This is a genomic window from Ralstonia sp. ASV6, assembly GCF_016429285.1.
Classification (GTDB): domain Bacteria; phylum Pseudomonadota; class Gammaproteobacteria; order Burkholderiales; family Burkholderiaceae; genus Ralstonia; species Ralstonia flaminis.
The window spans coordinates 1-22270 of record NZ_JAELUI010000010.1 but is presented as its reverse complement, the minus strand read 5'-3'; the positions used below and the strand labels follow the sequence as shown (position 1 = coordinate 22270).

Annotated in this window: 23 protein-coding genes; 14 read left to right on the top strand and 9 right to left on the bottom strand. The window is 63.5% G+C overall.

All coding sequences use genetic code 11. The features are described 5' to 3' along the window. Positions 1–38: 38 nt before the first annotated feature. The 6 genes from coxB (at position 39) to JHD73_RS03065 (ending at position 4958) form a co-directional block, all read left to right on the top strand. A complete protein-coding gene (gene coxB / locus JHD73_RS03085) occupies positions 39–1295 on the top strand; it encodes a cytochrome c oxidase subunit II (RefSeq protein WP_199027666.1) in 1257 nt (418 codons plus the stop codon). Positions 1296–1336: 41 nt separating this feature from the next. Then, entirely contained in the window at positions 1337–2941 is a 1605-nt protein-coding gene (ctaD, locus tag JHD73_RS03080; protein WP_065858722.1) for a cytochrome c oxidase subunit I, read from the top strand. A 52-nt stretch (positions 2942–2993) separates the two neighbouring features. Then, positions 2994–3125: a cytochrome oxidase small assembly protein gene (locus JHD73_RS29035; protein WP_233176757.1), complete on the top strand. Its 132-nt coding sequence runs from the start codon at positions 2994–2996 to the stop codon at positions 3123–3125. Positions 3126–3185: 60 nt separating this feature from the next. Continuing rightward, entirely contained in the window at positions 3186–3788 is a 603-nt protein-coding gene (locus JHD73_RS03075; protein ID WP_199027664.1) for a cytochrome c oxidase assembly protein, read from the top strand. Positions 3789–3804: 16 nt separating this feature from the next. Next, the gene (locus JHD73_RS03070) at positions 3805–4017 is read left to right on the top strand and encodes a DUF2970 domain-containing protein (RefSeq protein WP_039599001.1); all 213 of its coding nucleotides are present in this window, start codon (positions 3805–3807) and stop codon (positions 4015–4017) included. An 80-nt stretch (positions 4018–4097) separates the two neighbouring features. Then, positions 4098–4958, top strand: coding sequence for a cytochrome c oxidase subunit 3 (locus JHD73_RS03065; protein ID WP_199027662.1), 861 nt, complete (start codon positions 4098–4100; stop codon positions 4956–4958). A gap of 104 nt (positions 4959–5062) precedes the next feature. On the opposite strand, the gene JHD73_RS03060 is transcribed toward JHD73_RS03065, so the two are convergent. Further along, positions 5063–5272 (bottom strand): twin transmembrane helix small protein, encoded by a 210-nt coding sequence (locus JHD73_RS03060; protein WP_021196363.1) that lies wholly within the window; start codon positions 5270–5272, stop codon positions 5063–5065. A gap of 55 nt (positions 5273–5327) precedes the next feature. On the opposite strand from JHD73_RS03060, the gene JHD73_RS03055 reads away from it, so the two are divergent. The 5 genes from JHD73_RS03055 to JHD73_RS03035 all read left to right on the top strand — a co-directional run bounded on the left by JHD73_RS03055 (position 5328) and on the right by JHD73_RS03035 (position 9529). Beyond that, positions 5328–6098, top strand: coding sequence for an SURF1 family protein (locus tag JHD73_RS03055; protein WP_199027660.1), 771 nt, complete (start codon positions 5328–5330; stop codon positions 6096–6098). Positions 6099–6150: 52 nt separating this feature from the next. Then, the gene (locus JHD73_RS03050; RefSeq protein ID WP_199027658.1) at positions 6151–6807 is read left to right on the top strand and encodes a cytochrome C oxidase subunit I; all 657 of its coding nucleotides are present in this window, start codon (positions 6151–6153) and stop codon (positions 6805–6807) included. Positions 6808–6810: 3 nt separating this feature from the next. After that, complete coding sequence (locus JHD73_RS03045) at positions 6811–7902, top strand: heme A synthase (RefSeq protein ID WP_199027656.1); 1092 nt, start codon at positions 6811–6813, stop codon at positions 7900–7902. Positions 7903–7912: 10 nt separating this feature from the next. Beyond that, positions 7913–8854 carry a heme o synthase gene (cyoE, locus tag JHD73_RS03040; RefSeq protein WP_199027654.1) on the top strand — a complete coding sequence of 314 codons (942 nt, stop codon included), beginning with the start codon at positions 7913–7915 and terminating at the stop codon, positions 8852–8854. A gap of 69 nt (positions 8855–8923) precedes the next feature. Next, positions 8924–9529, top strand: a complete 606-nt coding sequence (locus tag JHD73_RS03035; protein WP_199027652.1) for an SCO family protein — start codon at positions 8924–8926, stop codon at positions 9527–9529. A gap of 83 nt (positions 9530–9612) precedes the next feature. Here the strand turns inward: JHD73_RS03035 and rpoH are convergent, their stop codons facing one another. After that, positions 9613–10536, bottom strand: coding sequence for an RNA polymerase sigma factor RpoH (gene rpoH, locus JHD73_RS03030; protein ID WP_199027650.1), 924 nt, complete (start codon positions 10534–10536; stop codon positions 9613–9615). A gap of 199 nt (positions 10537–10735) precedes the next feature. Then, positions 10736–13660 carry a diguanylate cyclase gene (locus JHD73_RS03025; protein WP_199027648.1) on the bottom strand — a complete coding sequence of 975 codons (2925 nt, stop codon included), beginning with the start codon at positions 13658–13660 and terminating at the stop codon, positions 10736–10738. Positions 13661–13889: 229 nt separating this feature from the next. Here JHD73_RS03025 and JHD73_RS03020 point away from each other — a divergent pair, with 229 nt between their 5' ends. Together JHD73_RS03020 and JHD73_RS03015 are read left to right on the top strand one after the other, a co-directional pair. Beyond that, complete coding sequence (locus JHD73_RS03020) at positions 13890–14294, top strand: OsmC family protein (RefSeq protein WP_199027641.1); 405 nt, start codon at positions 13890–13892, stop codon at positions 14292–14294. 18 nt (positions 14295–14312) lie between these two features. Continuing rightward, complete coding sequence (locus JHD73_RS03015; RefSeq protein WP_199027639.1) at positions 14313–15182, top strand: pirin family protein; 870 nt, start codon at positions 14313–14315, stop codon at positions 15180–15182. Positions 15183–15192: 10 nt separating this feature from the next. Here the strand turns inward: JHD73_RS03015 and ybiB are convergent, their stop codons facing one another. The 6 genes from ybiB to JHD73_RS02985 form a co-directional block, all read right to left on the bottom strand. Then, positions 15193–16203: a DNA-binding protein YbiB gene (gene ybiB, locus JHD73_RS03010; protein WP_199027637.1), complete on the bottom strand. Its 1011-nt coding sequence runs from the start codon at positions 16201–16203 to the stop codon at positions 15193–15195. 734 nt (positions 16204–16937) lie between these two features. Further along, positions 16938–17444 carry a hypothetical protein gene (locus JHD73_RS03005; protein ID WP_199027635.1) on the bottom strand — a complete coding sequence of 169 codons (507 nt, stop codon included), beginning with the start codon at positions 17442–17444 and terminating at the stop codon, positions 16938–16940. A gap of 70 nt (positions 17445–17514) precedes the next feature. Beyond that, positions 17515–18318, bottom strand: a complete 804-nt coding sequence (locus tag JHD73_RS03000) for an ABC transporter ATP-binding protein (protein ID WP_199027633.1) — start codon at positions 18316–18318, stop codon at positions 17515–17517. Positions 18319–18328: 10 nt separating this feature from the next. Continuing rightward, on the bottom strand, positions 18329–19180 hold the full coding sequence (ntrB, locus tag JHD73_RS02995) for a nitrate ABC transporter permease (RefSeq protein WP_199027631.1): 852 nt from the start codon (positions 19178–19180) through the stop codon (positions 18329–18331). Between the two features lie 49 nt (positions 19181–19229). Then, on the bottom strand, positions 19230–20501 hold the full coding sequence (locus tag JHD73_RS02990; protein ID WP_199027629.1) for a CmpA/NrtA family ABC transporter substrate-binding protein: 1272 nt from the start codon (positions 20499–20501) through the stop codon (positions 19230–19232). 498 nt (positions 20502–20999) lie between these two features. Next, positions 21000–21638 carry an ANTAR domain-containing response regulator gene (locus tag JHD73_RS02985; protein WP_199027627.1) on the bottom strand — a complete coding sequence of 213 codons (639 nt, stop codon included), beginning with the start codon at positions 21636–21638 and terminating at the stop codon, positions 21000–21002. Between the two features lie 422 nt (positions 21639–22060). On the opposite strand from JHD73_RS02985, the gene JHD73_RS02980 reads away from it, so the two are divergent. Continuing rightward, on the top strand, positions 22061–22270 hold a 210-nt coding region (locus JHD73_RS02980; protein ID WP_368735490.1), incomplete at its 3' end, for a fumarylacetoacetate hydrolase family protein.

The window sequence follows — 22270 nt, the reverse complement described above, 5'->3', positions numbered from 1 at the left end:
CGGGGCAGAGTGGAATCTGTAAATTGGGTAGATAAAAAATGAAAATGTTGAATAAGACATTGGCAAGTTTGCTGGCGGCAGGCTCACTCCTCGCCTTCGGTCAAACGGCTCTGGCAGTGGAAGACATGCCAGGCGGCCCCGCAGTGATGCAGCTCAATCTCGCGCCCCCGGTCACCAAGATCGCCGCCGAGATCCACTGGCTGCACTACATGATGCTGATCATCTGTATCGTGATCTTCATCGGTGTGTTCGGGGTGATGTTCTACTCCATTTTCAAGCACCGCAAATCGCTGGGCCACAAGCCGGCGACGTTCCACGAAAGCACTACCGTCGAAATCATCTGGACCATCGTGCCGTTCCTGATCGTGATCGGGATGGCGCTACCGGCTACCAAGGCCGTGGTCGCGATGAAGGACACCACCAATTCTGACCTCACCATCAAGGCCACCGGTTACCAGTGGAAGTGGGGTTACGACTACCTGAAGGGCGAAGGCGAGGGCATTTCGTTCCTCTCAACGCTCACCACGCCGCGCGAGCAGATCAACAACGAGGCGCCCAAGAGCACCACGTACCTGATCGAAGTCGATAACGAGCTGGTCGTGCCGGTCAACCGCAAGGTGCGCATCGTCACCACCGCCAACGACGTGATCCACTCGTGGATGATTCCGGCATTCGGCGTGAAGCAGGATGCGATTCCGGGCTTCGTGCGCGACACGTGGTTCAAGGCCGAGAAGGTTGGCGTGTACCGCGGCCAGTGCGCCGAGCTGTGCGGCAAGGAACACGCCTTCATGCCGATCGTCGTGCGCGTCGTGTCCGACGCCGACTACACAGCGTGGGTCGACGGCAAGAAGAAGGAAATGGCCGCCAAGGCGGATGACCCCAGCAAGGTCTACACGCTGGACGAACTGAAGACGCGTGGCGAGAAGGTCTACACCGCCAATTGCGCGGTCTGCCATCAGCCGAACGGCAAGGGCGGTGGCCCGTTCCCGGCGCTGGACGGCTCGAAGATCGCCAACGGCCCGCTGGCTGGCCACGTGGACATCGTGCTGCACGGCAAGGCTGCAATGCCGCCCTGGGCTTCGGCGCTCAACGATGTGGAGATCGCCTCCGTCATCACGTACGAGCGAAACAACTGGGGCAACCATACAGGTGACCTGCTGCAACCGTCGCAAGTGAAGGACGCGCGCGGCGGCAAGATGCCCGAAGGCGGCGGCGCCAAGACTGCCGCTGCGCAAGCCCCCGGCCAGGTGGCCACCCAACAAGCGAATGCGGCGCAAGACCGCAGCGCTAGCTGATTGATCGTCTGCGTGACGAAACGAATCCAAGGAGTTTTGCGATGAGCACCGCTGTTACGCACCCGCAAGATCACGCGCACGGTCATGGAGACGACCACGCGCACGACCATCCACACGGCTGGCGCCGTTGGCTGTTCGCGACCAACCACAAGGACATCGGTACGCTGTACCTGTTGTTCTCGTTCATGATGCTGCTCTCGGGCGGCACGCTGGCACTGCTGATCCGTCTTGAGTTGTTCCAGCCGGGCCTGCAGTTCTTCCATCCGGAGCTGTTCAACCAGTTCACCACGCTGCACGGCCTGATCATGGTGTTCGGCGCAATCATGCCGGCCTTCGTGGGCTTCGCTAACTGGATGATCCCGCTGCAGGTGGGCGCCTCTGACATGGCGTTCGCCCGGATGAACAACTTCAGCTTCTGGCTGCTGCCGCCGGCCGCCCTCCTGCTGGTGGGCTCGTTCTTCGCGCCGGGCGGTGCGACAGCTGCCGGCTGGACGCTCTATGCGCCTCTGTCGGTACAGATGGGCCCGGGCATGGACATGGCGATCTTCGCGGTGCACATCATGGGTGCCTCGTCGATCATGGGCGCGATCAATATCATCGTGACCATCCTGAACATGCGCGCGCCCGGCATGACGCTGATGAAGATGCCGATGTTCTGCTGGACGTGGCTGATCACGGCGTACCTGCTGATCGCCGTGATGCCGGTGCTGGCGGGCGCGATCACCATGGTGCTGACCGACCGTCACTTCGGCACGAGCTTCTTCTCGGCTGCCGGCGGCGGTGACCCGGTGATGTACCAGCACATCTTCTGGTTCTTCGGGCACCCCGAGGTGTACATCATGATCTTGCCGGCGTTCGGCATCATCAGCCAGATCGTGCCGGCCTTCGCGCGCAAGCCGCTGTTCGGTTACAGCTCGATGGTGTACGCCACGGCCTCGATCGCCATCCTGTCGTTCATCGTGTGGGCGCACCACATGTTCACGACCGGCATGCCCGTGACCGGCCAGCTGTTCTTCATGTACGCGACGATGCTGATCGCCGTGCCGACTGGCGTGAAGATCTTCAACTGGGTGGCCACGATGTGGCGCGGCTCGATGACGTTCGAGACACCGATGTTGTTTGCGATCGGCTTCATCTTCGTGTTCACGGTGGGCGGCTTCACGGGCCTGATCCTGGCCGTGGCCCCGATCGACATCCAGCTGCAGGACACGTACTACGTGGTGGCGCATTTCCACTACGTGCTGGTGGCCGGTTCGCTGTTCGCGCTGTTCGCGGGCTTCTATTACTGGGGTCCGAAGTGGTCGGGCTACATGTATAGCGAAACGCGCGGCAAGATCCATTTCTGGGGTTCGATGATCACCTTCAACCTCACGTTCTTCCCGATGCACTTCTTGGGCCTGGCCGGCATGCCGCGCCGCTATGCGGACTACCCGCAGCAGTTCGCCGATTTCAACGCTGTCGCGTCGATCGGTGCACTGGGCTTCGGCCTGATGCAGGTGTATTTCTTCTTCTTCGTGGTGCTGCCGTCGTATCGCGGTGGCGAGAAGGCTGCTGATAAGCCGTGGGATGGCGCAGAAGGCCTTGAGTGGACCGTGCCGTCGCCGGCGCCGTTCCACACCTTTGAAGAACCGCCGCACGTGAAGTAATTCAGGTATCGCGAGGCCGGCCGCTTCCGGCCTCGCGATCCGCAAGGCAACGATGTCGAATCCAGAAAAAAGCCCAACGCCCGAGCAGCGCGCCAACAACCGTCGCCTGGGGTTCATCCTTGGCACCATCGCGTTGGTTTTCTTTCTGGGTGTGATTTTCAAGCGCGTGGTGTTCGGCGGTTAGCCGAAGACATGACGAATACGCGATCTATCCATCGCTGAATCAAACTTCGTAAGACCGCATATGAGCCAGCCGCCGGTCCAAGACAATCAAGACGATCGGGCCATCGAACGTGGCCTGAACCGCTCCATGCTCGGCAAGCTGGCCGTCGTGGTGGTCATGATGTTCGGCTTCGGTTATGCGATGGTGCCGCTGTACAAGAAGATCTGCGAAGTCACCAACATCAACGTGCTGAACACGCGCGAAGAGGATGGCGGCGCACTGCGCAACTCGCAGGTCGACACTTCGCGCACGATCACGGTGGAATTCGATTCGAACAGCCAGGGGCCGTTCCGCTTCCGCCCGGTCAAGAACAGCATGGAAGTCCACCCGGGCGAGATCAGCCAGATCGTCTACGAGGTGGTGAACAAGGAAGGGCGTACGGTGGAGGCGCAGGCCATCCCGAGTTACGCGCCCAAGCAGGCAACCGAGTTCTTCAAGAAGATCGAGTGCTTCTGCTTCAAGCAGCAGAAGCTGACGGCCAACGAGTCGCGCGAAATGCCGGTGGTATTTGTGATCGATCCGGAGCTGCCGAAAGACGTGAAGACGATCACCTTGTCCTACACTTTCTTTGAAATCCACGCACCGTCAGCCATTGCGCCGGCGATGCCAGGCAAGGGAACGTGAGGGCACAAGGCAAACCATGGACGACCTGAAGGAAGCGACCAAACGACGCGCGTCATTCGCACAGACGATGAAGGCGGTGTTCTGGTCCTTCTTCGGGGTGCGCAAGGGGCGCGATCATGATCGTGACATGGCACAGCTCAATCCTGTGCACGTGATCATCGCGGGTCTGCTTGCAACGGCGTTGTTCATCTTTGTACTGCTGATGATTGTGCGTGCAGTCGTCAGTTGAAGGTTGAGGAGGCGGCCTGAGCAGCAGGGGCCGGGCAACATCGAGTGAATTCTTAAAAAAATAGAGCTGGAGAAAAAGAGATGAGTGCGAACCGAGCGAACGCTCCGTACTACTTCGTACCCGGGCCGTCGCGGCATCCGATAACGGCCAGTATCGGCTTGCTGATCGTGCTGCTGAGTTCTGCGGCGTGGGTGAACGCGCAGCCGTGGGCGCCGTGGACTTTCCTGATCGGCCTGCTGTGGTTCCTGTTCGTGCTGCGTGCGTGGTTTGCCGATGCCATCTCCGAATCCGAAGGCGGCAAATACGGTGATCGCGTTGATGCCTCGTTCCGTTGGTCGATGAGCTGGTTCATCTTCTCGGAAGTGATGTTCTTTGCGGCGTTCTTCGGTGCGCTGTTCTACGCCCGCGAGATCGCCATGCCCTGGTTGGGCGATCTGAACAACAAGCTGCTGTGGCCCGATTTCAACGCGCTATGGCCGAATGCCGGCCCGGCCGGTACGGTCAAGCCGTTCACGACGATGGGCCCGTGGCCGATCCCGACCATCAACACGGCGCTGCTGCTGACCTCGGGCGTGACGCTCACGTGGGCCCATCACGCCCTGCGTGAAGGCAAGCGTGCCCAGGTGATCCAGGGCCTGCTGCTGACGATTCTCCTGGGCTTCACGTTCATGGGCTTCCAGGCGTTCGAGTACATCCACGCGTATCACGAGTTGAACCTGAAGCTGACGTCCGGTATCTACGGCTCGACGTTCTTCCTGCTGACGGGTTTCCACGGTTTCCACGTGACGATGGGTGCGATCATGCTGTCCGTGGTGCTGGGCCGCGTGATCAAGGGTCACTTCACGCCGGAGCACCACTTCGCGTTCGAGGGCGCTGCGTGGTACTGGCACTTTGTGGACGTGGTCTGGCTGGGCCTGTACGTTGTCGTGTACTGGCTGTAAGGCAGAATGGATCGGGGCGACGCGCTTGTCGCCCTATTGCTTGGCCGATGAATGCCGCAGACGGGACACCGCTGCGGCGTTTTCGTTTTTCTGGCGTCGGTGGATTACTGGCCGAACTGGATGCCGGTGCTGTGGATCCAGCCTAACCGGTTCGCAACCAGAATGAAGATGAACAGCGCGATCGAGAACCCGACACGGAACATCAGTGAGCGGACGGTGCGGTTGCTGTTGCCCTTGTCGCGCATCAGGAAGAACAGCGCGGAGGCAAGGCTGCCGAGGATCAGCAGGAACGCGATGGCAACGACGATGCGCATGGAAGGTTGAGAGCTTGGAAATGGTTGCCGTGCATTATCTCACCGGGTGGACGCGATGACCGCGCGCGTGCCACTGCGCCAGTGGTTTGCGCCGGTGCCGATGTTGGCGGGCGTGCTGTTGATTGCGCTCACGTGCGCGCTGGGGCGGTGGCAGTTGTCGCGCGCGCAGGAGCGCATCGACAAGCAGGCGCGCATCGAGGCGCTGCAGAATGCGCCCGTGCAGCGCATCACGGCGCAACCTGTCGCGGCCGATGCGGTGCTGTACCGGCCGGTGCTGCTGCGTGGCACGTTTGACGTGGCGCATACGGTGCTGCTCGACAATCGCCCGCATACGAACAATGGCGTGTCGCGCGCCGGTTTCGAGGTGTTGATCCCATTCGTGCTGGAAGGGGCGGGTGGACGTGCGGTGCTGGTCAACCGTGGCTGGCTGCCGCGTGATCCGGCAGACCGCACGCGCATCGCGCCGTACACCACACCGGCGGGCGAAGTGCAGGTCGAAGGGGTTGCTGTGCCACATGCCAGCCGCGTCTTCAGCCTGGGGCGCAAGGACGGCGCGGATGAAGTCGGCCAGCGACTTAGGCAGAATATCGACCTCGACGCTTTTTCGCGCGAAATCGGTGTGCCGTTGCAGCCCTTTGTGGTGGAGCAGCAATCCGACGCGCAAGACGGTCTGGCGCGCGATTGGCCGCGTGCAGACTTGGGCGCCGACCGCAATTACGGTTACGCGTTCCAGTGGTTTGCGATGGCGGCGGCGGTGCTGACCTTGATGGTTGTCTACAGCGTGCGACGCTATCGTCGCTTGGCGGGCCCTTCTGAGCCCGTCTGAATACGAACACGTGTTGCGGCTTAGTGCCGCAGTTGAATGTATTAGGAATCACATGGTGAACCAGGAATCTGCACCGGGCACGCCCGGCACACTCGCGGCGCCCGCTGACCCGCGTATCGACGCGCGCACGCGCCGGGGCCGCCTGATGATGCTGTTCCTGCTGCTGGTATGCGCATCGCCGGTGATTGCGTCGTACCTCGCGTACTACGTCTTCACGCCGGCCGGCGGCAAGGCCGCGTATGGCGCGCTGGTCGACCCGCAGCGCCCGATCCCGACCGGCCTGATGGTGCAGGACGAGCACGGCGCAGAAGTGCCGTTCGCCAGCCTCAAGGGCAAGTGGCTGATGGTCTCGGTGGACAACAGCGCCTGCGACGACAACTGCGCGCGCAAGCTCTTCACCATGCGCCAGTTGCGCATCGGGCAGGGCCCGGACCGTGACCGTATCGTCCCCGTGTGGCTGGTCACGGATCGCGGTGCGATCGACCCACGCCTGATGAAGGCCTATAACGACGACTACGCCGCCGCGCGTTTCCTGCGTGCGCCCGAGTTGCCCAAGGACTGGCTGACCGACGGCAAGACGCCGGCAACGGACCACATCTTCCTGATCGACCCGCTCGGCAACCTGATGATGTCGTTCCCGAAGGACCCGGACCCGAAGAAGGTGCGCGGTGACCTGACGCGGCTGCTCAAGTACTCGCGCATCGGATAAGCCATGCTGCTGCAACTTGCATCCATTGGCATCCTGATCGCGCTGATCCCGCTGTGCTACGTGCTGGTCAAGGGGGACCGCAACAAGTACCGCAAGCTGGTGTGGATCACGGCATTCCTGACGCTGGACCTCATCATGTTCGGCAGCTTTACGCGCCTGACCGACTCGGGCCTGGGCTGCCCGGACTGGCCCGGCTGTTACGGCACGTCCAACCCCTTCCACGCGCGTGACGACATTCACGCCGCGCAAACCGCCATGCCGAGTGGCCCGGTCACGTGGATGAAGGCGTGGATCGAGATGACGCACCGCTATTTCGCGCTCGCGCTGGGCGTGCTGATCATCACGCTGGTGGTGCTGGCGTGGGTCAAACGCAAGGAACTCAAGCAATCGCCCTGGTACGCCACGGCTGTGCTGGCGCTGGTGTGCGTGCAGGGCGCGTTTGGCGCCTGGACGGTCACGCTCAAGCTGCAGCCGGCCATCGTGGTGACGCACCTGCTACTCGGCATGTCGTTGCTCGCATCGTTGATCTGGCTTGGCTGCAAGAACGACACGCCGCGCCTGGTCGACGGTCAGGGCGCATCGCTGCGTGTGCCGGCGGCGATCGGGCTGGTGTTGCTCGTCGTACAGATCGCGCTGGGTGGCTGGGTCAGTACCAACTACGCGGTGCTCGCCTGTACTGACTTTCCGCTATGCAATGGCCAGTGGGTGCCCGCGATGGATTTCGCGCATGGCTTCACCTTCTGGCGTCAGCTGGGTCGTACCGCCGGGGGCGATTTCATCTCGCATGACGCGCTGGTCGCGATCCACTGGACGCACCGCGTCTTTGCGGTGCTCGTGCTGAGCTACCTGGCATGGCTTGGCATACGCGCGCGGCGTGTGGCCGGCATCGGCCGTGTGGCGACCGTACTGCTCATTGTGCTGGCCGTGCAACTGGCGACCGGCCTGTCGAATATCGTGCTCGGCTGGCCGTTGCTGGCGGCGGTGGCGCACAACGGTGGCGCGGCGGTGCTGCTGTTGCTGATGGTGCGTCTGCATTACCTGATCGGCTTGGCGCAAGTGCGCGCGCCGATGCCTGCGGCAGTGGCCGCCGTTTGATTGATTGTTTATGAATACCGTGGCAACCCCAACGACTTCCACTCAACTCCCTGGCTGGCGGCATACCGCATCGCAGTATGCGGCGCTGACCAAGCCGCGCGTCACGCAGCTCGCCGTATTCTGCGCCGTGATCGGCATGTTCCTGGCCACCCCGGGCATGGTGCCGTGGCTGGTGCTGATTGGCGGCGCGGTCGGCATCTGGCTGTTTGCCGGCGCGGCCTTCGCCATCAACTGCCTGGTCGAGCGCAAGATCGACGCCATGATGCGGCGCACGGCGTGGCGCCCCTCGGCCAGCGGCGAGCTGGGCACACGGCAGATCCTGCTGTTCTCATTGGTGCTGGGCGGCGCGGGCATGTGGACGCTGCACGTGTTCGCCAACGACCTGACGATGTGGCTGACCTTCGCCACCTTCATCGGCTACGCCATCATCTACACGCTGCTGCTCAAGCCGGCCACGCCGCAGAACATCGTCATCGGTGGCCTGTCGGGCGCGATGCCGCCGGCGCTGGGCTGGGCAGCTGTCGCCAACAGCGTGCCGGCCGAGGCGTGGATCCTCGTGCTGATCATCTTCACCTGGACGCCGCCGCATTTCTGGGCGCTGGCCCTATATCGCCGTGCTGACTACGCCAAGTCTGGCCTGCCGATGCTGCCGATCACCCACGGCGAGAAATACACGCTGCTGCACATCTTGCTGTACACGCTCATCATGATTGCCGCGACCATCCTGCCGTTTGTGTACGGCATGAGCGGCTACATTTACCTTGCGACGGCGCTGTTGCTGGGCGGCGGTTTCTTCGCCTATGCATGGCGCATGTACCGCAAGTATTCCGATGCGCTGGCGCAGAAGACCTTCCGCTACTCGATCATCTATCTGTCGATCCTGTTCGCGGCGCTGCTGGTGGATCACTACTTCAAGTTCGGGCCCACGCTGACCCAAGGCGCGGCGCTGTGACGCACGGGGCTGCGGCCGAGTGCGTGCAATTGGCGCTACGCTAGACCGCCCCTCTTCAACACGATGACCATGCTCTCTTTCCGATACTTCCGCGGCGTTCTGTTTGCCGCTCTGGCTGCCACCGTGCTGGCGCTGACGGCCTGCAGCGACAAGCCGGCTTTCACGAACCTCGACATCACCGGTGCCAAGAGTTTCGGCAAAGACTTCTCGCTGACCGACCACACCGGAAAGCGCCGCACGTTGGAGGATTTCCGCGGCAAGGTCGTCGTGATGTTCTTCGGCTACACGCATTGCCCCGATGTTTGCCCGACCACGCTGGCCGAACTGCGTGGCGTGATGGACACCCTCGGCAAGGACGCCGACCGCGTGCAGGTGCTGTTCGTGACCGTCGATCCTGAGCGCGATACGCAAGACCTGCTGGGCAAGTACGTGCCCGCGTTCGATCCGCGCTTCATCGGCCTGCGCCCGGCCGACGAGGCAGAGCTGAAGAAGGTCACGTCCGACTTCAAGGTGTTCTACAGCAAGGTGCCAGGCAGCAAGCCCGACAACTACACGATGGATCACACCGCTGGCAGCTATATGTTCGACACGAAGGGCAACCTGCGACTGTTCATCAAGCATGGTCAAGGCCCCGAGCCGATCGCGCACGACGTCAAACTGCTGCTGAACGAGTAACCGCGCGCAGCACGCACCCAAACAAAAAGCCCGCCAGGTGGTTTGCACAACCCGGCGGGCTTTTTTACTGCTGGGGAAACCGCTTAGGCAAACGCCTGCAGCGCACCCTTCATCTTCTTCATCGCGGCCACTTCGATTTGGCGGATGCGTTCGGCCGACACGCCAAACTCGTCAGCCAACTCGTGCAGCGTGGCGCCGCCCGATCCGTCGTCGTTCACGTTCAGCCAGCGGGCTTCGATGATGCGGCGGCTACGGTCGTCCAGCTTGGCGAGGGCGGACTCGATGCCTTCGCTTTGCATGCGGTCGTGGCCGCGCGACTCGATCACGCGGGTCGGCTCGTTGTGCGTATCGGCCAGGTAGGCGATCGGGGCGTACGCCTCTTCGCCGTCGTCCATCTGGCCTTCCAGCGCGATGTCGCCACCCGAGAGGCGCGTTTCCATCTCGCGCACCTCGGCGCCCTTGACGTTGAGTTCGGCCGCTACGGCGTCGATCTCACCGGGCGAGAAGGTGGCCTGTGCATCCTGCTTGTGGCTGCGCAGGTTGAAGAACAGCTTGCGCTGGGCCTTGGTGGTGGCCACCTTGACCATGCGCCAGTTCTTCAGGATGTACTCGTGCATCTCGGCCTTGATCCAGTGCATCGCGTACGAGACGAGACGCACACCTTGATCCGGGTCGAAGCGCTTGACGGCCTTCATCAGGCCGATGTTGCCTTCTTGGATCAGGTCCGCATGCGGCAGGCCGTAGCCGAGGTACTGACGGGCGATGGACACGACCAGGCGCAGGTGCGAGAGCACCAGACGGCGCGCCGAATCGAGATCGTCGTTGTCGCGGTACTCGCGGGCCAGACGTTGTTCTTCTTCAGCCGACAGCATCGGCACCCGGTTGACGCTCTGGATATAGGCGTCAATGTTGCCGAGGTTGCCGGGGAAGGCCAGCGCCCACGCGTTGCCCGAAGACTGCTGCGTGGCAATGGGGGAGACGGTATTCACGGGAATGACTGCGTTCACTCAGGACTCCTGTCGAAATCCAGTGGAAGTTTGGAAAGGCATCTTAGCACTCCAACCGGAAGAGTGCTAATAGGACATTTTGTGCCGGTTGATAGTTCCCGTAAATCAGATGATGAACCTCAATAGTATGATGATTGCGCCGCAACAGACATGGCCGCGCACCCAGTCATAGACAGCCGCCGGCGGCGTCGGTTCTCAGTTATGCCGCAGTGTTACGTCCGCGCGACTTGGCCCAATAAAGTGCACGGTCCGCCTCGCGCAAAACCACGTCAGGATCACTGATATCGGGCGCTGGGCAGGCTACCCCGATGCTGGCTGTCACATGCAGCGATACATCGCCGCGCAGGGGAATTGGCGGGCGGATCGCGCTCACCACCTTGTGTGCGGTGTGCAGCGCATCATCCGGGGCGTCAATCGGGTCCAGGAGGATGACGAATTCGTCACCTGCGAGGCGGGCGACGGTGTCCGTGCGGCGGACGGCCTGCTGCAGGCGGCGGGCGACTTCCACCAGCACCGCGTCCCCCGCGGCGTGGCCGTAGGTGTCGTTGATGTGTTTGAAGTGATCCACGTCCAGGTACAGCACGCCCATCGGGGCAGGCTGGCGCTGGCGGCGCTCCAGGGCCGTGCGCAGGCGCTCGTAGAGTTCATAGCGGTTGGCCAGGCCGGTGAGCGCATCGAAGCGCGCCATGCGCGAGAGTTCCATCTCGCTGCGCTTGGCCTCGGTCACGTCCTGGACGAAGGCGTAGAAGCCGCAGCGCTCGGCGCCGGCGTCGGTATCGGTGGCATCCGGCACCAACTGGCCGCGCAGGTAGCGCGTGCGGTGGCGCGGGCTGCCGGCGTGCGTCTTTTCGTACCACGGCGCGTTGATCTCGAATTCGACCGTCTCGCCCCGCACCGCGCGGGTCAGATACGGCGCCAGCAGCGCATAGGTGCCCGGCGTGAAGACGTCCTGCGCCGGCTGGCCGCAGACCTCCTCGGGCGTGCGCTGCAGCCAGCGTGCATGGGTGACATTGCAGAAGGTGAAGATGCCGTCGGCGTTGATGTGCGAGACCAGCAGCGGTGCGTTGTCGAGCACCAGCGTGAGCGCGCGTTCGCTGCGGGCGAGGGCGATTTCGGCCGTGGTGCGCTCGGTCAGATCCTGCAACATCGAGAAGTAGCCACGCAGCGTGCCGCGGTCGTCGTAGTCGGGGTAGTAGTGGCCGCTCAGGTAGCGCGGCTTGCCCGTGCGCAGCGAGGTGATGTCGAACTGCACCGGGTAGCCGGCCAGCACCTCGGTCATGTAGGGCAGCAGCGTGCGGTAGTCCTCGGGCGTGTAGATCTCGCTGACGTGGTGGTCGATCATCTGGTCCTGCGTGCGGCCAAACGCCTCCAGCAGCGTGCGGCTGGCAAAGCGGACGATGCCGTCAGGATCGACATAGCTGAGTTGCGCGGGCACGTTGTCGGCCACCAGGCGCAGTTGCTCGCGGCTGGCGCGCAGGGCGTCGCGCCGTCGTTCCAAGCTTTCGTTGGCGATACGCAGTGCGCGCTCAGACGCCGCCAGACGGTTGGCAAATGGCCGCACTGTCAGCCGGATGGCCGCCACGCTGCCGATGATCCCGCACAGCATGAGCGCTGCCAGCCGCTCGAACTGTGCGCGCATGGGTGTGTACAGCTCGGCGCTGGAGATCTTGCTGATCAACGCCAGGCCCGTGTGGCCGATGGGCATGTAGCTGAGCGAGGTCGGCACGCCATGAATGTCGCGCCATTGGCCATAGCCCGACTGGCCCGCCAGCGCCAAGCGCGAGGGCAGCGTCCGTTGTTCGACCGTCTGCCTTGGCAACTCAAAGATGTACGCATCGAAGCGCTGCGGAAACGACATCGCACGGCCAGTCGCATCGAACCCCGACATGGCGAGCGTTTCCGTCGTGCCCGCTTCGGGCAGGCTGGTGTAGCGGGCCGTCATGTGGGCCAGCGGCTGCTCGGCAACGAGCCAGCCGACCTGCACGCCGTCTACCAGGACCGGCGTTTCGGTGCGCATGGCAAAGCCGTGGTTCCACTGCAGCGTGACGCGCTCAGGCGCCAGGCCTGCGTGCAGCGCAATCGCCAGTTCCGGGTGCGACACCTCCGTGCCGAGGCTGATGATGCCCTCGCCGGCCAGCGTGCGCAGTTGCAGGTATGAATAGCCCTGCTCGCGATAGGCCTGCAGTGCGCTCTCGCCATGCAGGCGGGCGGCGGTGTCGGCGGGATCGCGCAGCGCTTCCTGGATGCGCTGCGCGGCGGCCACCAGTCGCGGGTTTTCCGCGCGCATGGCCAGCACCTGGTCGAACTCTTCGGCGTAGCTCGACAGCGTGCGCGTTCGCGTGTTGCCGAACGCCACGCTGGCGCTATCGACCTGGATGATGAAGGCCGTAACGGTGGCGCCCAGACCCGCCAGCACCACACAGCCGCCGCTGATCCAGACAATGGTGTCTTCTGGCGACAATCGGATGTGGAACAGGCGCGGATACCGGGCCAGTGCCGTGCACAGCACGCCCGCCACCACCAGCAGTGTGCAGCCGGCCGCCACGTCGGAGGCGCGCCACTGCAGCCAGGCCGGGTACAGATACTCCAGCGCCATCGCCCGGCCGAGCAGGTCTCCGACGCAGAGCAGGACCGACACGACCAGCAACGCAAACAGCCACTGCACGCGATGCGCCTGTCGCGCCGTCGGGACAAGACACAGCGCGCCTGCGCCCGAGGCCAGCGCCAGTGCGTGGCTCGGGTGCATGCCGCCGATCCAGCCCGTCAGCCAGTTGCGCTCCAGCCAGACGTGCACGCCAGGAAAATCGAACGCCACGGGCCAGCCGGTCACCACCTCCACCAGACGCAGCGTGCACAGCACGGCCACCGCGCCGCCGGCCAAGCGTGCAGCCCGGTCGGCCCAGCGGTTGCTGGGCCGTAGCGTGCCAACCAGCAGCGCGGCGAGCCCCCCACCCAGCAGCAGAAGGTTCAGCCCTGTTGCAAAGACGATCACCAGATGGTCGTTGCCCACTTTCACGCCCCACGGCCAATGCAGCAGCCAGCTGACCATGACGGTCAGCCCAATTAGCGTGAGAAGAGCACCGATGCCGCCGGCGATGGCGACAAGCGGCTGGCGAGAAACCATGCAGTCGGTCTGTAGATGGGCCCGAAGAGGGGTGGGTTTGGACGAACGCGCCCTAACCGGGAAATCGGCGCAAACGTGCGCTGCTTGAGCGTTTGCAGGGGCAAATTGCCCTACCCCCGACGAGATGGGGGAGTCGTTTGCCGGAAATGCGATGTGTACTGCACCTCATGTGGCGTCACGTAACTTCGCTACACTCCCCGGATACCCTTGAACCGCACCTGGAGCCGCCATGACCATCGTCGTTAGCAAGGACACCGAAGGCCTGTTCCGCCACAAAGTCACCTTTCCCGAAGGCGTGACCTACACCGATGTACCCAAGCCCACGGGCGAGGGCAGCGCGCCCGACCCGCACGCCTACTTCGACGCCGCACTGGCGAGCTGCAAAGCGCTGACCGTTACGCTCTACGCCCGGCAGCGCAAATATCCGCTGGACTCCATCGACGTGGCGGTCGAGCATGACGGCAGCCAAGAGCGCCAGGGGCGCTACAAGCTGCGCACCGTCCTCACCCTGCACGGTGACCTGACCGACGAGCAGCGCGCCGACTTGCTGCGCGTGGCCGGCAAGTGCCCGGTCCACAAGCTGATGACCGAGGTTGAGATCAGCGTCGACACCGAACTGGCCGAACGCGCCTGAGCAGGGGAGACCACCACCATGACTTCCATCCAGCACATCATCGGTCCGCACGTGCGCGACCTGGGCGGCTTCTCTGTCAAGCGCGTGCTGCCCTCGGCGGCGCGCCAGACGGTCGGCCCGTTCATCTTCTTCGATCACATGGGGCCGGTGGACTTCCCGCCGGGCGAGGGCATTGACGTGCGCCCGCACCCGCACATCGGCCTGGCCACCGTCACCTACCTGTTTGACGGCAGCATGGTCCACCGCGACAGCTTGGGGCACGTGCAGACCATCGTCCCCGGGGATGTGAACTGGATGACGGCCGGCAACGGCATCGCGCATTCCGAGCGCTCGACACCCGAGGCGCGGCAGAAGGGCGCCCGCCTGCACGGCATCCAGACCTGGGTCGCCCTACCGAAGGATCAGGAAAAGGTCGGCCCCAGCTTCGCGCACCATGGCGCCGACACGCTGCCCAAGCTCGATTGCCCCGGCGTGCAGGGCGTGGTCATCGCGGGGGATGCGTTTGGGCTGACGTCGCCCGTGAAGGTGAATTCGCGCACGCTGTATGTGGCGCTGGAACTGGCAGCGGGGGCATCGTTGGTGATCCCCCCCGAGCATGAAGACCGCGGCCTGTATCTCGTCGACGGTGCCGTCACGATTGATGGCGAATCGCTCGATCCGCAGCACCTGGCCGTGCTCGAACCCGGCGGCGACGTGACGCTCACCGCGCAGGTGTCGTCACGCGTGATGCTGCTGGGCGGCGAGCCGACCGATGGCCACCGCCACATCTACTGGAACTTCGTTGCCAGCGACAAGGCTGACATCGAAGACGCCAAGCAACGCTGGGAGAGCGACGCCTTCGCCCACGTGCCCGGCGAGACGGAGCGCATTCCGCTGCCGTCCAAGTAAGACGCGCCGATCAGGCAGGCTGCGCCGGTCGTGCGCAACGCACGATGGCGCGCACCTGCTTGGCGATGGGTTCGGGCACGGGCTGCCTGCCGTCGAGCACCGCTTCAATCCACCGCGCCGTTGCCGCCGCATCTGTGCCGGCGGGCAGTTCGGGCGGCGTATCGCTCGACCCTTCCACCGCTTCGATCACCGTTTCGTGGGCTCCATCACGCAGCCATTCCACAGCGCTGCCGCGCCGCGCATCGGCCACCGCCTCGCCCTCGGTGCCGCGTGCCAGCAGCACATTGGCCGGGTGTCGCAGGAAGTAATCGGTGAGGGTGTCGCGGTATTCGGGGTGCGTATAGCTGACCAGACGCAGTGCTTCGTGCGGCGCGTGGTTGCCGATCGGCTGCAGCATCTTCACCACCGTGTGCGCGGAATTGCGCAGGCCGACGATCTCGCGCTTGTCCAGCAGCGTTGCCAGCTCGGGCGAGAGCACGTCGATCGGCACATATGCCAGTCGATCGTTCTCCAACCGCTCGCGCGCTTCGTCCATGTGGTCGCAGATGGGCCAACCGAGTGCGTCGAACAGCGTGGCCGTGGTGATGCGTCCATCGAAGCGGCGGATGCCATGCACCAGCACCGGCACGCCTTCACGTGCCAGCAGCTTGGCTAGCAGCGGCACCAGGTTCGGTTGGCGGCGGGCGCCGTTGTAGCTCGGGATGACGACCGGAAGCGTGTGCTCTGGCGTATCCGGTGCGGATAGCGGCCGGCAGTGCGCGTGCGTGGCTTCCAGCATGCCGTCCAGCTCTTCCGGCGTTTCGCCCTTGATGCGGTAGGCCATGAGGATGGCGCCGAGTTGGATCTCGGCCACGCGGCCTTCCAGCATGGCGGTGAACAAGGCGCGTGCGTCGTGCTTGACGAGCGCGCGGGCGCCGTCTGCGCCGCGGCCGATTTCCTTGATGAAGCGGGCGGCGGGGAAGGGGCCGTTATTGAGGGCCTCTTCTGCGGCGTTGTCAGGGAGGATGGGGGGAGCGGGCATTGTTGTGGGTGGGTGGTATTGGCGTGGGGTTGATCATAGCGCTCTGGGTTTGGCGCGGGCGCTGGGGCGGTTTTTTTGTTGTTGGTCCATCTCCGGTATCGTCCCCTGCCGGGGCCGACTCACTTTTCTTTGTCTTGCCAAAGAAAAGTAAGCAAAAGAAAGGCGCGCCCGAGATGGCGACCCCCTCCTTGAATTTTCATAACCGGGCGGAGACGGGAAAAACTCGCTGCGCTCAAACAGTTTCCCGTCTTATTTCCGCCCGCTTACGAAAATTCAAGGCGCCATCAAGGGCAGGAACGTCAAAGGCCAAACCGGCGGAATACAACGGCGAGCGCCAAAGCACGTTGATCGTGAGCTGCGCGCAGTGGGACTCAAGACGAAGTCGTGCGCTGGCAAGAGATTGTTTGCTTTTCCGCTGCCCTATGCGGCGCCTTGAATTTCTGTTGCAAGGAGGAAAAAGAGGGGAGGCTTGTCTGAGCGCAGCGAGTTTGCCTCCCCGCCCTCCTTGCGACATAAATTCAAGGGGAAGTTGCCGCATCGGGCGCGCCTTTCTTTGCTTACTTTCTTTGGCAAGACAAAGAAAAGTGAGTCAGCCCCGGCCGGGGATGAAACAAGGGATGGACCACCAAAGCTCGCCCCGGCAGGGGATGAAACAAGGGATGCCCCACCAACAAAAGAACCAAAAGCCCAACGCCCAATCATCAAGCCGCGTCCGCCCCAGGCGCCTCGCGCATCTAATGTTGCGCCGTCTTGGTCAGCACGTAGTAGTGATGCCTCCCGCTGCGGTCTGCAATGTCGAAGAGGTAGCTTCCCTCCGGAATCGTCATCGTTGCAAACGAGGGTGGCATGGTGCCGGAGTTCACGGGGTCCGGGCTGGTCTGTCTCTGCAGGGAAAAGAAGTTGACCTCGCCGGTCAACGCATCGCACTGCATGGCCGTGTAACGACGGTTCTCGGTATACCACCCTCGGCAGTCCGACCCGCTTAACGTCGTGGCGCCGATTGTCGGGCCCATCATCAACAGGCTGAGCTGGTCTGAGCCGTCTTGCTTGCTGACGATGGCCTGCGTATAGCCGCGGCCATCGTCGTTGCGGCTGTCCGTGACTTCGTAGGTGCCCATCAGCGCGTTGGCGGCCCGGCGCAGCGCAATCTTCTGCTGCTCGGGCGTGCGCGGGTCCTGATAGGTCATGCACCCAGCGAGAGACGCCATGGCGCAGAGCAGTGCGATGTTGCGAGCGAGCATGTTGTGCCTTGAAGACGAAATGGCTGACAGGCTCCCACCAACAAACAATCAAAAGCCCAACTCCAAAATATCACGCCGCTTCCGCCACCGGATGCCGCTGCTTCCGATACAAGAAATCCAACACCGCCGTCCGGCAAGCGTGATACGTCGGGTCATCTGCCAGCGCAACACGATCCCGAGTCCGCGCAAGTTCCACCTTCAACACTTCCCCGATAGTGGCCGCCGGCCCATTCGTCATCATGACGATGCGATCCGCCAGTAGCACGGCCTCATCCACATCATGGGTGACCATCACAACAGTGCTGCCTGTAGTGGCAATGATCTTTAGCAGCTCATCCTGCAGATGCGCCCGCGTGAGCGCATCCAGCGCGCCAAAGGGCTCATCCATCAGCAGCACCTTGGGCTCCATCGACAGCGCTCGCGCAATGCCCACGCGCTGCTTCATCCCACCGGAAATCTCATGCGGATGCTTGTGCTCGGCATGCGACAAGCCCACCAGCGCCAGCGCCGCATGCGTTCGCGCCTTCAGTTCAGCCTTTGATTCGCTCTTGCTGAAGACGCGCTCGACCGCGAGGTACACGTTGTCAAAGCACGTGAGCCAGGGCAGCAGCGAATGGTTCTGAAACACCACCGCCCGGTCCGGCCCTGGACCGGCAATCTCACGCTCGGCCAGGATCAGTGCACCGGTGGTCGGCCGCGTGAGCCCGGCAATCAGATTGAGCAACGTGGATTTGCCGCAACCGGAGTGCCCGATCAGCGCGATGCACTCGCCGCGCGCCGCCGTCAGGTCGATATCACGCAGGGCAACGAACGGCCCGCTCTTGGTCTTGAACGTCTGCCCGACGTTTTCAATGCGCAGGAATTTATCGCTCATGGTCGCCCCCTCAAACCGCGTCGTACGAGAACCTGCGGGCAATGACCAGCAGCGCGTGCTCCAGCAGCAACCCCACCACGCCAATCACGAAGATGGCGATGACGATGTGCTCGACCTTCAGGTTGTTCCACTCATCCCACAGCCAGAAGCCGATGCCGACACCGCCAGTGAGCATCTCCGCCGCCACGATCACCAGCCACGCCGTGCCGATGGACAGCCGCACGCCCGTCAGCATGTACGGCAGCACCGCCGGAAACAGCACGCGCGTGAACACCTTCCACTCCGACAGGTTCAGCACGCGCGCGACGTTCAGGTAGTCCTGCGGCACACGCGTCACACCCACGGCGGTGTTGATCACCATCGGCCAGATCGAGCAGATGAAGATCGCCCAGATGGCCGCCGGGTTGGCGGACTTGAACAGCAGCAGCCCGATCGGCAGCCACGCCAGCGGCGACACCGGCCGCAGCAGGCTGATGATGGGCGAGGCCATCGCGTTCAGAAACGCAAAGCGCCCGATCAGGAAGCCCGCAGGAATACCAATGACCGCCGCCATCCCAAAGCCCGCACCCACGCGGGCGAGCGAGGCCAGCACGTTCCAGCCGACCCCTTGGTCATTCGGGCCGTTGCGATAGAACGGATCTGAAAACAGCGCGACGGCAGCCTTCCACGTCACAGCCGGTGTGGGCAATGCGGGGATGGCCGTGGCGATGCCCTGCCACGCCAGCACAAACATCATCAGACCCAGCAAGGGCGGAAAACCTTTCACCACGGCAGCAACAAACCAGTCACGCCAAACGATGCGGCGCGTGGGTACAGCGGCGTCGGACTGCACGCCGGACAACGTTTTGACGAGCGTGTTCATGTCGGGCTCCATCGACGGGAAGAACCGCAATCAGAGAAGGCCGGAAGCGTCAGACCTTGATCTTGAAACCGTCTGCGTACGCGGCGGGGTTCTTGGCATCCCACACCACACCGTCGATCAGCTTGGCGGTGCGCATGTCGCTCTTGGGCAATGGCGTGCCTGTGGCGGCAGCGGCCTGCTTGTAGGTATCGATGCGGTTGACCTGCCGGGCCACGGCTGCGTAATCCGGATGCGCCTTCAGCAGGCCCCAGCGCTTGTGCTGCGTGAGGAACCACATGCCATCCGACAGGTACGGAAAGTTGACCGCGCCGTCGTGATAGAAGCGCATCGGGTCGGTGTCGTCCCACGTCTTGCCGATGCCGTTCGTGTAGCGGCCCAGCATGCGGTCAAGGATGATGTCCATGTCGGTGTTGACGTAGGACTTGGCGGCAATGGTCTCGGCCGTCTTGCGGCGGTTCGATGCGGAGGCATCAATGAACTTGGATGCCTCCAGCACTGCGGCGGTGAGCGCGCGTGCCGTGTTCGGATACTTCTGCACGAACTCCGCCGTGGTGCCGAGCACCTTTTCGGGGTGGTCTTTCCAGATGGCCTGTGTGGTCTCGGCGGTAAAGCCGATGTTGTCGGCAATCGCGCGGGCGCCCCACGGCTCGCCCACGCAAAAGCCATCCATGTTGCCGACGCGCATGTTGGCGACCATCTGCGGGGGCGGCACGGTAATCGCCTTCGCATCCTGCAGCGGGTGAATGCCGTGCGCGGCCAGCCAGTAGTACAGCCACATGGCGTGCGTGCCGGTCGGGAAGGTCTGCGCGAAGACGTAGTCGCGCTTGTCTTTCGCCATGACCGCCTTGAGCGATGCGCCGTCACGCACGCCGGCTTCCTTGAGCTTGGATGACAGCGTGATCGCCTGGCCGTTGTTGTTGAGCGTCATCAGCACGGCCATGTCCTTCTTCGGGCCGCCAATACCGAGTTGCACGCCGTAGATCAAGCCATAGAGCACGTGCGCTGCATCCAGATCGCCTGACACGAGCTTGTCGCGCACGCTGGCCCACGACGCCTCTTTGGACGGCGTGATCTTGATGCCGTACTTCTTGTCGAGGCCGAGCGTGGACGCCATCACCACCGAGGCGCAGTCCGTGAGCGGGATGAAGCCGACCTTGAGTTCGGTCTTCTCGGGCGCATCGGAGCCAGCGGCCCAGGCACCGGCACGTACCAGCGGATCGATCAATGCCACGGCACTACCTCCTGCGATGGTTGCCGCAGCCTTCATGACGCTGCGACGCTTGGGGTTGATGACGGTGTCGGTCTTGTCTGGCGCGGCCATCCATGGCTCCAAAGAAAAAGCGCCCCGATGCGCGGCACTCGCCTATCCGCAAGGAGAGAGGTGATGTGCCGTGCATCGAGACGCCGTTGTCCCGTGCCGATACCCACGTTGGTATCGGCTTCGCAGCAGCACTTGCAAGGGGTGTGCCAACGGAGGGCGTATCGGTTGTCACCCTGTTTCGTCCCCTGCCGGGGCCGACTCACTTTCTTTGTCTTGCCAAAGAAAGTGAGCAAAGAAAGGCGCGCCCGAGATGGCGATTCCCCCTTGAATTTATGTCGCGGGGAGGGAAGGGAGGCAAACTCGCTGCGCTCAGACAAGCCTCCCTTCTTTTTCCTCCTCGCAACAGAAATTCAAGGCGCCATCAAGGGCAGGAACGACCAAACCGTCTGGATATCTGCGTGGGTGCCACAGCGGAATGTGGCGTGTGGCTGGTGCATTTGTGGTGCCGAAATTGTGCGGTGCACCAGAACTGGGCGGCGCCGGAGGCGCAACCGGCCACTACGTCGCCATCACGTCGATCACCCGCTGGGCGGCTTCCACCAGCTTGATGTTGCGGTCCATCGCCATTTTGCGCAGGCGCTTGAAGGCGTCGTCTTCCGACAGGTTCATTTGCTTCATCAGCAGGCCCTTGGCGCGCTCCAGCACCTTGCGCTCGGCCAGTTGGGTCTTGGCGGTGTCCAGCTCGGCACGCAGTTCGCGTTCGTGCTCGAAGCGAGCGTAGGCCACGTCCAGCACGGCCTTGACGCGCGTGGGCTTGAGCCCGTCGACGATGTAGGCGGTGATGCCCGCCGCGAATGCCGATTTGATGCGCGCCGCATCGTCGTTGTCGGTGAACAGCACGATGGGGCGCGGTGCATGCTGCGTGGCCACGCAGACGTGCTCGATGGTGTCCCGCGCGGCAGATTCCGACGCAACGATCACCATGTCGGGCTGTGTCTGGGCGATGCGATCGGGCAGGGTGAGGTCGGCGTCGGCCAGGCCCACGTCCACGAAGCCGGCCTCGGCCAGCCCGGCGCGGATCAGCTCCAGGTTGACCGGTTCGGTATCCAGCGGATCACGCACCAGCAGCACGCGCATCGGTGCGCCCGGGTGGGCGGCGGCGGGCAGAGCAGATGGGGTGGGCGGTTTCGCTTGCATGGCGCAATGTGGGGCAGTGTGCACGGAGCGTGCGATGCCCCTTTTTCGGGAGATGCGTTCGCCGCAAAACGGTTCGCGTGGTAGGCGCAGACCGCCGCCCTTAGTCAACTAAGGGCAAGGGCTGCAACACCCCACGCGGGCCGTTTTGCGGCGAACCCTCCGGGAAGCCCATCAAAAGGCCGCATGGCGGCGTTGTGACTCGCTTATGTGGCAGGCCACACCGCGCTCGCCACGTCTTGCCCTGCGACCTTTTGATGGGCTTCGCACTCCCGAAAAAGGGGCATCGCACGCTCTATGCAAGAACCGCGCCGGGGCGGTGCGGGTGTATGCTCGCAGCTCGGTCGCCGGGGGGCGGTGGCCGTGTCCCCGTTAGTTTCTGTTTCGTTCCAGCTTAGTCCGAGGAGACCTGCATGACCGCTCATGTGACCGAATTCGTCGTCACCCCGCCCGCCGTCAACGGCATTCCCGTGCGTGGCGGGCAAGGCCAGTTTCCGGTGCGCCGTGTGTACTGCGTCGGCCGCAACTACGCCGCCCACGCTCGCGAGATGGGTTCCGACCCCGACCGTGAGCCGCCGTTCTTCTTCTGCAAGCCGGCGGATGCCGTGCGCTACATCCCTGATGGCGAGACCGGC

Coding starts and splice junctions, on each gene's coding strand:
- coxB (WP_199027666.1), top strand. CDS start 39: ATGAAAATGTTGAATAAGACATTGGCAAGTTTGCTGGCGGCAGGCTCA.
- ctaD (WP_065858722.1), top strand. CDS start 1,337: ATGAGCACCGCTGTTACGCACCCGCAAGATCACGCGCACGGTCATGGA.
- JHD73_RS29035 (WP_233176757.1), top strand. CDS start 2,994: ATGTCGAATCCAGAAAAAAGCCCAACGCCCGAGCAGCGCGCCAACAAC.
- JHD73_RS03075 (WP_199027664.1), top strand. CDS start 3,186: ATGAGCCAGCCGCCGGTCCAAGACAATCAAGACGATCGGGCCATCGAA.
- JHD73_RS03070 (WP_039599001.1), top strand. CDS start 3,805: ATGGACGACCTGAAGGAAGCGACCAAACGACGCGCGTCATTCGCACAG.
- JHD73_RS03065 (WP_199027662.1), top strand. CDS start 4,098: ATGAGTGCGAACCGAGCGAACGCTCCGTACTACTTCGTACCCGGGCCG.
- JHD73_RS03060 (WP_021196363.1), bottom strand. CDS start 5,272: ATGCGCATCGTCGTTGCCATCGCGTTCCTGCTGATCCTCGGCAGCCTT.
- JHD73_RS03055 (WP_199027660.1), top strand. CDS start 5,328: ATGACCGCGCGCGTGCCACTGCGCCAGTGGTTTGCGCCGGTGCCGATG.
- JHD73_RS03050 (WP_199027658.1), top strand. CDS start 6,151: ATGGTGAACCAGGAATCTGCACCGGGCACGCCCGGCACACTCGCGGCG.
- JHD73_RS03045 (WP_199027656.1), top strand. CDS start 6,811: ATGCTGCTGCAACTTGCATCCATTGGCATCCTGATCGCGCTGATCCCG.
- cyoE (WP_199027654.1), top strand. CDS start 7,913: ATGAATACCGTGGCAACCCCAACGACTTCCACTCAACTCCCTGGCTGG.
- JHD73_RS03035 (WP_199027652.1), top strand. CDS start 8,924: ATGCTCTCTTTCCGATACTTCCGCGGCGTTCTGTTTGCCGCTCTGGCT.
- JHD73_RS03025 (WP_199027648.1), bottom strand. CDS start 13,660: ATGGTTTCTCGCCAGCCGCTTGTCGCCATCGCCGGCGGCATCGGTGCT.
- JHD73_RS03020 (WP_199027641.1), top strand. CDS start 13,890: ATGACCATCGTCGTTAGCAAGGACACCGAAGGCCTGTTCCGCCACAAA.
- JHD73_RS03015 (WP_199027639.1), top strand. CDS start 14,313: ATGACTTCCATCCAGCACATCATCGGTCCGCACGTGCGCGACCTGGGC.
- ybiB (WP_199027637.1), bottom strand. CDS start 16,203: ATGCCCGCTCCCCCCATCCTCCCTGACAACGCCGCAGAAGAGGCCCTC.
- JHD73_RS03005 (WP_199027635.1), bottom strand. CDS start 17,444: ATGCTCGCTCGCAACATCGCACTGCTCTGCGCCATGGCGTCTCTCGCT.
- JHD73_RS03000 (WP_199027633.1), bottom strand. CDS start 18,318: ATGAGCGATAAATTCCTGCGCATTGAAAACGTCGGGCAGACGTTCAAG.
- ntrB (WP_199027631.1), bottom strand. CDS start 19,180: ATGAACACGCTCGTCAAAACGTTGTCCGGCGTGCAGTCCGACGCCGCT.
- JHD73_RS02990 (WP_199027629.1), bottom strand. CDS start 20,501: ATGGCCGCGCCAGACAAGACCGACACCGTCATCAACCCCAAGCGTCGC.
- JHD73_RS02985 (WP_199027627.1), bottom strand. CDS start 21,638: ATGCAAGCGAAACCGCCCACCCCATCTGCTCTGCCCGCCGCCGCCCAC.